Raw genomic sequence first — 12486 nt, forward strand, 5'->3', positions numbered from 1 at the left:
ATGGGAAGCGCACGCTTTGTTACATTGAGTGCCACTTCCGCCCACTGCGCCATTCGGGGCGGGCAAACGGGGGTCTCCACCCGGGCCCCGAAGGGGAAAGGGCGTCGGCCGTGACCGACTTTCGCCAGTTCCGTCGCCGGTGGGCCCTGCTGCTGCCCGTCGTATTGCTGCTGCTGGGCGCCGCGCCCGGTCCGGACCGGCCCGTCGTGGACACCGACCGGGGTCCGGTGCGGGGCATCGGGCACGGCGCGTACGACACCTTCGAGGGGATCCCCTTCGCCGCTGCCCCGACCGGTCCGCTGCGCTGGCGGCTGCCGGAGCCGGCGCCGCGCTGGGAGGGCGTACGCGATGCCGGGGCGCCCGGTTCGCGCTGTGTGCAGCTGCCCGCGAGCCGGCCGGGCGGGCCGACCGGCTCGGAGGACTGCCTGTACCTCAACGTCACCGCTCCGGCGGGCCGGGCCACCGCCGGGGGCGGGGGCGGTCGCGGGCGGCCCGTCATGGTCTGGTTCCACGGTGGCGGCTTCTTCAGCGGCGCGGGCGACGCGTACCTGCCCGACCGGCCGGCCGCACAGGGCGGCGTCGTGGTCGTGACCGTGAACTACCGGCTGGGCGTCTTCGGCCTGTTCGGCCATCCGGAGCTCGGCGGGGCGCCCGGTTTCGCCCTCGCGGACCAGCGGGCGGCACTGCGCTGGGTGCGGGCGAACGCGGCGCGCTTCGGCGCGGACCCGGACAACGTCACCGTCTTCGGCGAATCCGCCGGGGCCCTCAGCGTCTGCGCGCACCTCACCTCCCCGGCCTCGGCGGGCCTGTTCCACCGGGCGATCGTGCAGAGCGGATCGTGCTCGACGACGACACCGCCGTGGTCGCTGCTGCCCGGCCTCGGCACGTACGAGCCCTTCGTGCCGGAGCGGCGCACGGTCGCGGACGGCGCCCTGGCGGCGGCCCGGCTCGGCTGCGACCGGCCCGGCGCGGTGCTGGACTGCCTGCGCGGACTGGACACCGACGTCCTGGCGACCGCCGAACTGATGCAGCGCTTCTCGCTGGTCTCCTACGGCAACAGCGTGCTGCCGCTGGAGCCCCGGCGGGCGCTGGAGGCCGGCCGGTTCCACCGGGTGCCGGTCGTCCAGGGCACCACCCAGGACGAGATGCGCCTCTTCCTCGCGCAGACCCTGGCGGCGTATCCGATCCCCGACGAGGCCGCCTACCGGGCCCGGCTGGAGCTGTCCTTCGACGCGCCGACCGCCCGCGCGGTGGAGGCCGGCTATCCGGTGTCCGCCTTCGCGACCCCGGCGGTGGCGTGGGCCACCGTACTGACCGACGTGTCGTTCGTCTGCCCGACGCTGCGGGACGGCGCGGCGATGGGCCGGCACGTGCCGGTGTACACGTACCGGTTCAGCGACCGGGGCGCACCCGACTTCACGGGCCTGCCGGAGCCGCCGGACCTGCCGTACGGCGCGGCCCACGGTTTCGAACTGCCCTACCTGTTCACGATCGCGCCGCTGACCGGACCGCAGCGGCAGCTCGCGGACCGGATGACCGGCTACTGGACCGGATTCGCCCGCACGGGCGTTCCGGCGGCGCCGGGAGCACCGCAGTGGCCGCGCGACCGCACTTCGGCCTCGGTGCTGTCACTGGCGCCGGGGGCGGGCGGGATCCGTACGGTGGACGCACGGGCGGAGCACCACTGCGCGCTCTGGGACGCGCAGTGGCCCGGGGTCACCAGGGCTCGGTGACGTTCAGCCTCGGCCCCGTCGAGGTCTGGAGCGTCACCGTGCCCGTGTCCCCGTAGACCTCGTGCCGCCAGGCGGCGAACAGCTTGGCGATCCCGCGTGCGGCATCGCCCCGGCTCTTGCCCACTTCCTCGGTGGTGAAGGTGATCCTCGCCTCGCCGACCGTGCGTACCTTGCGGACGCGGACCTCCTTGATGACCTCGGAGTCCGCGTACCCGTCGTCGGCCTGGTGCTTCACGTAGTAGGCGGTGAAGTCGCGGGTCATGTCGAACCAGTCCGCCGGGCCGCAGGGGCCTCCGCCGTTGGCCATCTGACCGTCGGTCGGCGGGCCCACGTAGGCACCGGTCTCCTGGTCGGTGGGCGGACCCGCGTACCCGCCCGTCTCCTGGTCGGTCGGCGGACCCGCGTATCCACCCGTCTCCTGATCCGTCGGCGGACCGGCATAACCGCCCGTCTCCTGATCCGTCGGCGGACCCGCGTACCCGCCCGTCTCCTGATCCGTCGGCACGTCGAGATCGCACTCCGCCGGGGCGAGCACGGGTACGCCCGCGGGCGGCGCGGCCTGTCCCGCCCGTGTGGTCCCGCACGCTGCCAGGGCTGCGCACAGGAGCCCCGCCACCACCAGCCGCCCGGTCACGGACACCGCTGTCTTCGTCATGGCCATCCCCCCTTCGGCCACCAAGAGGCGATCGTGGCAGCCGGGGTTCCACCTCGCGGCCGCGAGCCGTCCCACACCGGCTCACGTGGGCGGTCGTATCCGGCCGTCCACGCGCGCGTCGGCGCTCTCAGCCGAGCACGAGGCGGTCCCCGACCCGGGCCGTTCCCGGTGTGACGATCCCGGCGAGCGCGTCGAGCCGGTTGTCGTGCGCCCTGGCGATCGTCCGCAGGATCAGCGGCGAGTGCGGCAGGTCCTGCTGGGCCTGGTTGGTCATCACGCACCGCTTGCTGGAGCGCAGGAACTCGATACGGAGGGTGTCCCCCACGGTGGCCTCGCGCCCGATCCACTCGTCCTCGACGAAAGGCGGGGTGCCGGGCGGGGTACGCACGAGGATGTTCGGACGGAACCGGCGCTCGTCGACCGGAACGCCCGGCACCTCGCGGCGGATCCAGTCGAGGGTGGCCGTCGTGAGAACGCTGAGCGGCAGTTGGTCGAAGTGCGAGATCTCCCCCTCACGGGCGAGCTCCACGTCGTCACGGCCGAGGTGGGTGCGCAGGTACGCCGTGGGGTCGGCCACCGCGTTGCCGTGCGGGTCGAGCAGTTCCGGCGGACCCGGCTCCGGGGTGCCGCGCGGGTAGCGCGAACTCAGCTGGAGCAGGCCGTCCATCCGCCGGAAGCGCCGGGTGTTCTTGCCCGAGCCGAACTTGCCTTCCGCGTCGCGTACGGCGAACAGCCGGTCGCCCACCAGGCCGCGCTCGTCGACGTCCACACTGTGGAGCCGTTCGCCGCCGGTCGACTTGATCGGGTACCGCCACAGCCGCTCTGTCACGCCCACGTTCCCCGCCACCCCCGGCCTCCGCCCACCAAGATCATTCTTCATGCACAGGAGGACTACGCTGGGCTCATGACCGGTTCCACCAGCCCTGTGCTGCTCTACCTCGATGTCGACGGACCGCTCATCCCCTTCGGGGCCGGCCCGTACCCGTCCGGCGCGGACGAGGAGGCCAATCCCCTGCTCGCCCGGGTCGATCCGACGCTCGGGCCCCGGCTGGCGGCACTGCCCTGCGAGCTGGTGTGGGCCACGACCTGGATGGCGGACGCCAACGAGTGCGTCGCGCCCCGGCTCGGCCTGCCGGAACTGCCCGTGGTGCGCTGGCCGGAGCCCTCCGAGGAGGGCGGGCGGGGCGGAGTCCACTGGAAGACCCCCGCGCTCCTCGACCACGCCGCCGGGCGGCCCTTCATCTGGGTCGACGACGAGATCACCGGCGCCGACCGGGCCTGGGTGGCCGCCCGCCACCCCGGCCGGGCGCTCCTGCACCGGGTCGATCCGGGACGGGGCCTGACCGAGACCGACCTCGGCGTGCTGCGCGCCTGGTTGGGCTCGGAGTAGCCGCCGGAGCTCCCCCCGCGCCGCGCCAGGAGACCGCTGGGGGGGATCACGGGGATCACAGGGATCACGGGGATCACCGGCCGAGGACGGTCTTCAGCGTCTGCGCCGTGGCCCGGGGGAACGCGGTGTTCCCGTTGTGGCCGCCGGGGAACCCGACCGGCTCCGTGCCCAGTCGCGCCGCCAGCGCCAGCGCGCAGCGGTAGGTGTGGACCGCCGGCCGGGTCGTCCGCCCCGTCGCCGCGATGATCCTCGTGCCGGTTCGCGCCGCGGCCCGTACCGGTCCCGCCGGGTCCAGGGCGTCCGTGGTGACGGCCGTGAATTCCGTTCCGATGAAGAAGCCGAAGTTGGCCCTTCGGCGCGGGGTCAGCGGCTGGGGGGTGAGGCCGTCCTCGCTCTCGTCGTGCGCCGGGTCGATGCCCAGGTGCCGGGCGATCGCCGGGAACGCCGCCGTCAGGCCCCCGGCCGCGTAGACGTCCTGGATGGCCGTCAGCTCGGCGAGGTGCTCGGCGCGGTCCGCCTCGGCCAGCAGGTTCGGCATCACGGGCTCGTGTGCGATCAGAGTGCTCAGCAGGCCCGGGTGGCGGGCCACGGCCTGGAGGCCGATCGCGGCGCCCATGCTGAACCCGGCCATCAGCGCCGGCCCGTCGGTGACCTCGGCGAGCAGCCGGGCGACGTCGTCCGCGTGTTCGGCCATGGTGACGGGCCCGGCGGGGTCGTGGAGGGTGCTGCGCGACAGGCCGCGGCGGTCGTAGGTGACGACCGTGAAGGTGTCGGTCAGGTGCGGGACGAGGTCGACCGTGCGGTCCGCGTCGCCCTCGCCGCTCTGGGAGAGGAGGAGGACAGGGCCGCGGCCCTCGACCCGGAAGTGCAGGGTGGCGCCCGGGACGGCGAGGGTGCGGGTGACAGCGGTGGTGGAGGCGGCGGTCGTGGGCATGGTGAGTCTCCCTTGCTGAGGTGCCATCGGTAGGTCCGGCTGACGACACGACAGTAATCCATCTCAATGGATGCATCAAAATAGATGCATCCATTGAGATGTACTCTGCTGCCCATGAACGGAGTCGAAGCGTTCCTCCTGGGACGCGCCCTCATGAAGATCGGCGAACAGGCGATGCCCCAGCCGAAGTCGGGACCGCCGGGATCGGTCCGCTCGGTGGTCGTCGTCCTCGGCGACGTCGTATCCCACCCGGGGACCACGGTCGGCGAGATCGCCGCGCGGACGGGCCTGCCGCAGAGTCAGGTCTCCACGTCCGTCGCCCGGTTGGAGCAGGCGGGCTCCGTCGACACGGAGCCCGACCCGGCCGACCGGCGCCGCCGGCTCATCAGGCCCGCCGCCGAACCCTCCGCCCGGGTCGCCGAGGTCCGGGCCACCACCATCGACGACGCTCTTGCCGCGGCGCTGACCGGTCCCGACGGAGCCGCCCCGGACCCGGACACCGTCCGGGAGGTCACCGCGGCCCTGGACCTCCTGGCCCGCAGACTGACCCCGTCCGTCACCGCCCGCTGACCGCGCCGGCGTTCGGAGCCGCCGCCCAGGAGGCGGCGATCAGGCAGCGTTCCGCCGCCGCCAGGTGGGTGGCCGCGGCGAGCCACGCCCAGGCGTAGCCGTCGGGCGAGGGGTCGGCCAGCCGGCCGAAGACATCGCGGGGACGGCGGTCGGCCTCGGCGGCGAGCGCGGCGGCCAGGTCCGCCGCCCCGGTGAGCCCGGCCCGGCGCAGCGGGCCGTACGAGGCGGCGGCCAGGGACTCCGTGCCGCGGGCCGCCTCGGCGACGGCGCGGCGGCCACCGGCGACCCCGGTCTCCAGGAGGCGGCGCACCCGCCACAGCGGGGAGTCGGCCAGCGGGTCCGGCCCCTCGGCCGCCGGGAGCGGTACGGTGGCGGCGGCGGCCCCCTGCGGGAAGTGCGCACCCTGGAGGCGGTCGTAGCCGAGGTCGGCCCGGCCCAGCCATTCCTCGGGCAGCCGCAGCGTGTACTCGGCGCCCGGCACCGGGCCCACGGCCAGGGGGCGCAGCGTGGCGGTGCGGTCCAGGTCGGGGCGGCCCAGGACGCGCAGCAGGAGCCCGGGGTACGAGGCGATGCGGCGCAGGTTCTCCGTGTGCGCCAGCTCCGGATGCGGATGCGCCGGCAGCAGCCGCAGCAGGGGCGCGTCCGGGCGCGTCTCGCGCACGAGGAGGTGTTCGCCGGCCGCGCCGACGACGGTGACGTCGCAGCCGAGCAGTGCGGACTCGGCTGCTTCCGGGGCGGCGAGCAGCTCGGCGACGGCCTCGGCGGCCGGCCGGGCGAAGAGCGGCGCGGCGGGCTGTTCGGTCCAGGCGATCCCGGGCAGCGGGGTCGCCCTGACCCCGCGTCCGGCGCCGAGCCGGCCTTCCGGGGAGACGGTGGCGCCGACGATACGCAGGCCACCGCGGGCGAGGCCGGCATGGTCGAGGGCGGCGCCGCCGAGGGCCACGGAGGCCGAACCGGCGCCGCGGGCGCGGGCCAGGCCGCCGGGTCGGACGTCGGAGACCGAGTAGGGGGTGCCGCCCGGGGCCAGCAGGTGGGTGACCACGCCGCCGTATCCGGTGGCGGAGAGGACGGGTTCCCGGCACAGGCCGTGCACCTGGAGGCTGCCGCCGGGCGCGTAGGCACGGCGGGCGGTGCCGGTCAGCGCGGGGTCGGCCGAGCCGGAGGCCAGCATCCCGGCGGTGTGGAGGAGCTCGCGGAAGGCCCCGGTGAGGTCGCCGAGCCGCTGGCCGGCCCGGCGTTCGCGGGCGGCGCGCAGGCCGCGTACGACCCGCAGGGCGGCCGCTTCGGCGCGCGGCAGCCCGGCGAGGCGGGCGGTGTGGGCGGCGCGCAGCAGTTCGGCCTGGACCACCGCTCCCCCGGCGGTGACCCCGGCGGCGAGGGCTTCGGCGGCCACGTACCAGAGGGCGCCGGCGGCGCGCAGTTGGGCCGCGGTGAGGGCCGGAGCGGGCTCGGTGGTCTCGACGGGCGCGACGGGCTCGACGAGCTCGGCGGGTTCGACGCGTTCCGGGGACCCGATCGGATCGGCGGACTCGGCAGGCCCGGCCGCCGTGGCCGGCTCCGGCGGGCTGTCCGCGAGCGGAGCCGCGCCCAGGGCGGCGGCCCGGTGCAGGCAGCGGGGTGCCAGCAGGCAGCTGCACGTGGCCTGTTCCGCCGTGGTGATCGTGCCCGCCGGACCGGGGCTCAGGGTGACCAGGGCGTCCTCGCCGAAGCGGAGGGTGACCGTGCCGTCGGCCGCGAGGACGGCGCCCGCCGCGCAGCCCTCGGTGGCGGCGTCCAGCTTCTTGCGCAGGCGGGGGGTGAGGTGCTCGACGGCTTCGGCGAGCACCTCGGGGGCGACGGGCGGCAGTTCGGTGCTCAACGGGACTCTCCACGGAGGCGGTCGCCCACCCAGCGGGCGAGGGCGAGGGGACTGAGGGCGGCCACCGGCATACCGGCCGCCACGAGTTGCCGCGCGACCGGGACGGAGTACCGGGGCGTCCCCTCGTCGTCGAGCGCGGCGCAGCCCAGCAGGTGGGCGCCCGAGGCGGCCAGCGCGCGGACCTCGCCGAGGAGCCCGCCGATCGGCGCGCCCTCCTCGAAGTCGCTGACCACGACCACCAGGGTGCGGCTCGGGACGGTGATCAGGGAGCGGGCGTGCGCAAGACCGGCGGCGATGTGCGTGCCCCCGCCGACCCGGACCTCCAGCAGCAGGGAGAGCGGGTCCTCGACCCGGTCGGTGAGGTCCACGACCTGGGTGGAGAAGGCGAGGAAGTGGGTGGACAGGGTCGGTACGCCGCCCAGTACGGCCGCGGTCAGGGCCGACCAGATGACGGAGGCCTCCATGGAGCCGGAGACGTCGACGACCAGGATCAGCCGCCAGTCGGCCTCGCGGCTCGCCCGGGTGCTGAAGACGGGCCGCTCCGGGACCACGACCACGCTGCCGTCGGCCCGGCGCCGGGTGTGCGCGAGGTTGGCGCGCAGGGTGCGGGCCAGGTCGAGCCTGCCGCCGGGCCGCCGGGTGGGGCGCGGCGTGGCGAGGCCGGAGAGGGCCGGGCGCAGCCGGGTGGCGAGCTCCTTGGCGAGTTCGTCGACGAGCCGCCTGACCAGGGGGCGCAGCCGGGCGAGCTGGGCCTCCGGCAGCCCGCCGGCGAGGGACAGTACGGAGCTCAGCAGTTCCACCGAGGGCCGTACGGCCGCCGGATCGAGCTGGGTGAGGACGTCGGTGCGGCCCGCTTCGGCCGCTCCCGCCAGCACCTCCTCCCGTACGTCGGCGCCGAACAGCGCCTCCAGCTCCTGCGACCACTCCCGGGCGGTGGGGAAGGAGGCCTCCTGGCCGCCGCCCTGGCCGCGCCCCTGGCCGAGGTCGAGGTCGGAGGCGCCTTCGCCGCGCCCCGCTCCGTACAGCTCGTCCAGCGCGTGGGCGTAGCGGCGGGCGCCGGCGGGGAGCCGGTCCCGCTCGCGGCCGAGCAGCAGCCGCCAGCGGTCGGCGGGGGCGAGCCGCGGGCCGTCGGCCCGGGGGGACTGCGCGCGCGGGGCGTGAAGCGCCTCGGCGGCCGGAACCGGCGGCGGCGCTTGCGTTCCGGGCAGCGGCAGGGCCTTGAGGGCGTCGAGTCCGGCCGCGTCGGCCGCGGCCCAGAGGGCGAGCAGGGCGGGCGACGCGTCGAGCGCGAGGTCGATCCGGTCGCCGAGCCGCTCGGTGACGGTGTCGAGCAGCCGGTCCCGGGCGGCGGGCGACAGGGCGTCGAAGCCTCCGCGCAGTGCCGGGAGCCGGTCGAGGAAATCCTGGTCGGCGAGGTGCTCGACGCGGTCGAGGAGCGGGGTGAGGGCGGCCGGCGAGGACTGCAGCAGGGGCCCGGCGGCGGTGATGAGTCCGCCGAGCCGCCGGGTCAGGGCGCGCCGGCTGTCGGCGGTGCCCGCGCTGTCGATCCATCCGGCGGCGCGGCCGCCGAGCTCGGCGGCCGCGTCGAGGTCGAGCAGGACCCGTACGGCCAGGGCCGCGCCCTGCATCATCGGCGACGCGGTGGCTGCCAGGTCGGCGAGGGCGTCGTCCGTGCGCAGGCCCAGGTGGTGGGCGGCGGCCCGGTCGGCGAGGGCCACGAGGGCGGCCGCGTCGGCGGGGTCCTCGCTCCCGGCGAGGCCGGGCAGGCAGCGCACGGCCGCTTCGAGGAGGTCCCCGGCGAGGTCCGCGGCGGCGGCCCGGGCCGCGGCGGAGGTACCCGGCAGGTGACCGCGGTGGAGGGCCTCCAGGAGGTCGAGGGCGTCGAGGAGTTCGGGCAGGGTGGCGGTCTGCGGCAGGGCGGTGGCCGCCTCGTGCAGGCGTACGTCGACCAGCTCGGGCAGATCGCACCGCGCGGCGGCGGCCAGCCCGGCGAGGATCTGCGCCGGGGTCGGCCCGCCGTCGGCGGCGGCGCGGCGGGCGGTGTCCCGCAGCGTGCCCGCGGCCGCCTGGGCGGCGGTGACTCCGCGCACCCCGGCGAGATCCAGCCGGGCCGGGACGGAAGGCGTCCAGGACAGCCGCCATTTGGTGCCGAGGGCGGTGCCGTCGCCGGTCGCGGCGACGGTGAGGGGCTCCCCGTAGGAGGCGCCGCACACGAGGAGCCGTTGCAGCAGGACCTCGCGGCGGCCGTCGAGGGCGGAGCGGAGCGGGTCGAGGCGGATCTCGCGGGGCGCCGGGTCCTCGGGGGACGGCAGCCGCAGCGCGGCGAGTTCGGCCTCGACCGAGGGGCCGAGGCCGGAGCGGGGGGCGTGCGGGGTGATCCGGCCGCGGGCGGTGCCGACGAGCACGGCCTCGAGGGCGCGGGCCAGCGCCCGGCCGCGGCCGAGCGGTTCGCCCTGGCCGAGGACGGTGGTGACGGCTTCGAGGAGCTCGCCGCGGCCGGGCGCGGGCAGCGCGCGCAGGGTGGCGAGGTCGCAGGCGAGTCGCAGGGTCTCGGCGGCCTCGCCGGTGCCGGCGGTGTGCCCGGTTCGGCGCAGCTCCCGGCAGAGCCCGGTGACGGCGACGGAGGCGGCCTCGCGGACCCGGTCGGGGTCACCGTCGGCTTCGAGGACGGCCTGCTGCCAGCGGGGGTCCCGGATTCCGGCGGGGTACCCGGAACGGGAGTCGAGCAGGTCGAAGGAGTACGGCACGAAGGAGGTGACCGCCGGGGCCGCGTCCTCGGCCGGCGCCCCGGAAGCGGCGGTCCTGCCGTGCCGGGGTCCCGGGACGACCGGAGGCCCGACCGGCTTCGGCCCGAGGGCCTCGACTGCGCCGGAGCCGGAGTCGCAACCGTGGACGGAACCGAAGTCGGAGCCGTGGCCGGATCCCGAACCGGAACCGGCGCCGGAGCCGTGGCCGGAGCCGACGCCGGAAGCCTCGCCGTCGCCGGAGCCGGCACCCGAGCCGGAACCGTGGCGGGAAGCGGAACCGGCGTCGGAGCCGCCGCCTGGGGCGGAGCCCGGGCTGGAACCGAGGCCGGAGGCGGAACGGGACCCGGCGCCAGGACCGGAACCGTGGCCGGAGCCGACGCCGGAGCCGTTTTCGGCCGAGCCGCCAGCCGGCGTGCCCGGGAGGACCGGGGCGTGGAACGCCCCGATCACCGCTGCCACGCGGTGGCCCGCGGCGACCGCGCCCGCGATCACGCTCCGCATGTGCGCCTCGCGCGCCAGGTCCGTCGCCGGGACGGCGCCCGTGTCCGCGCGCAGCGCCCAGCCGACGCCGAGCGCCGCACGGCGTACGGCCTCCGGGGAGCACCCCGGTGCGAGGACCTCGACGGCCCGGTCCCACAGGTCGTCGCCGTCGCGTCCCGTACCGGCGGCGGTCAGAGCGTCCGCGAAGGAGCCACCGGCAGGGGCCCCGCCCCGGTCCGTGGCCGGGGACGAACCGAAGTCCGAGCCCGAGTCCGGGCCCGTGTCCAGGGCCGAGTCCGGGCCAGGAGCCGGTCCCGAAACCGCGTCCGGAGCCGCGTCCGGAGCCGTGGCCGGCACCCGGGCCCGGCCCGAGGTCGAATCCAGGCCCGCGGCCGTGGCCGCGACGGAGTCCGGGGTCGGGGTCCGGTCCGGCGCCGCGGCGGGGTCCGGGACCGGGGCCCCGGCCGGGGCCGGGGCCGGGGCCGGGGCGGCCGGCCGGGTCCAGCCGCGGTCCGCCAGTGGGAGGTCGCAGCAGATGACGGCCGCGCCGGCCGCACGGGCCCAGCGGATCGCGGCCAGTTCCGGGGAGAAGTCCGCGAACGGGTAGAAGGCCAGGCGGCCGTCCTCCCCCGTGCCCGCGAGGGCGACCGGGGCGACGGTCTCCGGGTCGGCGAGGTGCTGCAGCCAGGACTGGAACTCCGCCGGGAGCTCGACGCAGACCACGTCGGCGCCCGAGGCGTCCAGCAGGGCCGGTACCACCGCGGCCAGCGCGGGGCTGTGGTGGCGCACCCCGATGAGGTACGGCTCACGGGCCGCGGCGAGGGCGTCGACCGCGGCGCGCGGGTCGGTGTGCGTCAACGCAGGCTCCCGCGCAGGTCCCAGAGGCGGCGCCACATCGGCGAACCGTCCTCGGCGCGGCGCCGGACCGGGCCGTCCCAGTACCCCAGCAGGCGTCCGTGGTCGGCCGGGTCGTCCTTGCGTACGACGCCCAGCAGGTGCCCGGGGAGCAGGTCCAGCACGTCCCCGCCCGGCAGGTACGCGGCGGCGACCCCGAGCGAGGCCGCCACCTGGACGGCTTCGGCGGTCGACATGACCGTACCGGGGCGTTCCACGTCCCAGCCCTCGGCGGAGCGGCCGGAGCGCAGGTCGCGGAAGACGGTGACGAGCGCGTCGAGCACGGCGTCGTCGACCCCGAAGGCGGCGCCGGCCCGCTGGACGGCGGCCACCGCCTGGCGGCGGATCAGGGTGGCCTCCGCGTCCGCGTCGGCGATCGGGGCGACGGTCTCGAAGTTGAAGCGCCGCTTGAGGGCGGCGGACATCTCCGAGACGCCTCGGTCGCGCAGGTTGGCGGTGGCGATGACGGTGAAGCCGGGAGCCGCGGAGACCACCGCGTCCTCGGTGGCGGTCAGTTCGGGCACGCTGAGCCGCCGGTCGGACAGGATCGACACCAGCGCGTCCTGCACCTCGGGCAGGCAGCGGGTGATCTCCTCGACGCGGACGACGCGTCCGGTGCGCATGGCGGAGAGCACGGGGGAGTCGACCAGCGCCTGCGAGGTGGGGCCCTGTGCGAGCAGCAGCGCGTAGTTCCAGCCGTAGCGGAAGGCGTCCTCGGTGGTGCCGGCCGTGCCCTGCACGGTGAGGGCGCTGGTGCCGCTGACGGCGGCCGCCAGCAGCTCGGACAGCATGGACTTGGCGGTGCCGGGCTCGCCGGTGAGGAGCAGGCCGCGCTCGCCGGCCAGGGTGACGACGCAGCGTTCCACGAGGGCGCGTTCGCAGACGAACTTGGGCGCGATGACCAGCTTGGCGGGGAGTCCGGCGCGGCGGCGCCCCGGCAGCGCCAGTTCGGCTCCGTCGCTGCCGCAGACGAAGGTGACGACGGCGCGCGGGGTCAGGGCCCAGCCGGGCGGGCGGGGGCCGGGGTCCTGGGCGGCGAGGAAGGCGAGCTCGGCGGCGTGGCGTTCCTCGGCGGGCAGCACCTGCCGGGCGGCGGGGGCGGTTTCTTCGGTGACGGTCATCGGGTCCTCTGGAATGTGTGGCGGGAGATCGGTGCGGGGGCGCGGCGCGCCTGCGGGCAGGTGCGCCGCGCCGTACGGGGGTCCCGGGCGGCCCGGGACGGCCG

Annotated in this window: 9 protein-coding genes; 3 read left to right on the forward strand and 6 right to left on the reverse strand. The window is 76.5% G+C overall.

Annotated features, from left to right (window positions below):
* Window positions 1-110: 110 nt before the first annotated feature.
* Window positions 111-1733, forward strand: coding sequence for a carboxylesterase/lipase family protein (locus ACFY04_RS20240; protein ID WP_389118426.1), 1623 nt, complete (start codon window positions 111-113; stop codon window positions 1731-1733).
* Here the strand turns inward: ACFY04_RS20240 and ACFY04_RS20245 are convergent.
* Together ACFY04_RS20245 and ACFY04_RS20250 are read right to left on the reverse strand one after the other, a co-directional pair.
* Window positions 1717-2388, reverse strand: a complete 672-nt coding sequence (locus ACFY04_RS20245; protein ID WP_389118427.1) for a hypothetical protein — start codon at window positions 2386-2388, stop codon at window positions 1717-1719. The two genes, ACFY04_RS20240 and ACFY04_RS20245, sit on opposite strands and share 17 nt — an antisense overlap.
* Window positions 2389-2515: 127 nt before the next feature.
* Window positions 2516-3217, reverse strand: a complete 702-nt coding sequence (locus ACFY04_RS20250) for an MOSC domain-containing protein (protein ID WP_389118429.1) — start codon at window positions 3215-3217, stop codon at window positions 2516-2518.
* 75 nt (window positions 3218-3292) lie between these two features.
* Here ACFY04_RS20250 and ACFY04_RS20255 point away from each other — a divergent pair, with 75 nt between their 5' ends.
* Window positions 3293-3778: an HAD domain-containing protein gene (locus tag ACFY04_RS20255; RefSeq protein ID WP_389118431.1), complete on the forward strand. Its 486-nt coding sequence runs from the start codon at window positions 3293-3295 to the stop codon at window positions 3776-3778.
* Window positions 3779-3851: 73 nt separating this feature from the next.
* Here the strand turns inward: ACFY04_RS20255 and ACFY04_RS20260 are convergent, their stop codons facing one another.
* Entirely contained in the window at window positions 3852-4712 is an 861-nt protein-coding gene (locus tag ACFY04_RS20260; RefSeq protein WP_389118433.1) for an alpha/beta fold hydrolase, read from the reverse strand.
* Window positions 4713-4826: 114 nt separating this feature from the next.
* Between ACFY04_RS20260 and ACFY04_RS20265 the strand changes: the two genes are divergently transcribed.
* Window positions 4827-5282, forward strand: a complete 456-nt coding sequence (locus tag ACFY04_RS20265) for a MarR family winged helix-turn-helix transcriptional regulator (protein WP_389118434.1) — start codon at window positions 4827-4829, stop codon at window positions 5280-5282.
* On the opposite strand, the gene ACFY04_RS20270 is transcribed toward ACFY04_RS20265, so the two are convergent.
* The 3 genes from ACFY04_RS20270 to ACFY04_RS20280 are packed head-to-tail and all read right to left on the reverse strand — an operon-like array spanning window position 5269 to window position 12382.
* Window positions 5269-7140: a hypothetical protein gene (locus ACFY04_RS20270; protein WP_389118436.1), complete on the reverse strand. Its 1872-nt coding sequence runs from the start codon at window positions 7138-7140 to the stop codon at window positions 5269-5271. The genes ACFY04_RS20265 and ACFY04_RS20270 overlap by 14 nt on opposite strands.
* Window positions 7137-11225, reverse strand: a complete 4089-nt coding sequence (locus tag ACFY04_RS20275) for a DUF5682 family protein (RefSeq protein WP_389118438.1) — start codon at window positions 11223-11225, stop codon at window positions 7137-7139. The genes ACFY04_RS20270 and ACFY04_RS20275 overlap by 4 nt, the downstream gene beginning before the upstream one ends.
* Window positions 11222-12382: an AAA family ATPase gene (locus tag ACFY04_RS20280; RefSeq protein WP_389118440.1), complete on the reverse strand. Its 1161-nt coding sequence runs from the start codon at window positions 12380-12382 to the stop codon at window positions 11222-11224. Before ACFY04_RS20280 ends, ACFY04_RS20275 begins: the two co-directional genes overlap by 4 nt.
* Window positions 12383-12486: the final 104 nt, after the last annotated feature.

The organism is Streptomyces sp. NPDC001549 (genome assembly GCF_042894025.1).
Classification (GTDB): Bacteria; Actinomycetota; Actinomycetes; order Streptomycetales; family Streptomycetaceae; genus Streptomyces; species Streptomyces kutzneri.

Excerpts from the sequence above, each read along its gene's own strand:
- ACFY04_RS20280 (WP_389118440.1), bottom strand. The coding sequence starts at position 12,382 with ATGACCGTCACCGAAGAAACCGCCCCCGCCGCCCGGCAGGTGCTGCCC.
- ACFY04_RS20245 (WP_389118427.1), bottom strand. The coding sequence starts at position 2,388 with ATGACGAAGACAGCGGTGTCCGTGACCGGGCGGCTGGTGGTGGCGGGG.
- ACFY04_RS20260 (WP_389118433.1), bottom strand. The coding sequence starts at position 4,712 with ATGCCCACGACCGCCGCCTCCACCACCGCTGTCACCCGCACCCTCGCC.
- ACFY04_RS20255 (WP_389118431.1), top strand. The coding sequence starts at position 3,293 with ATGACCGGTTCCACCAGCCCTGTGCTGCTCTACCTCGATGTCGACGGA.
- ACFY04_RS20265 (WP_389118434.1), top strand. The coding sequence starts at position 4,827 with ATGAACGGAGTCGAAGCGTTCCTCCTGGGACGCGCCCTCATGAAGATC.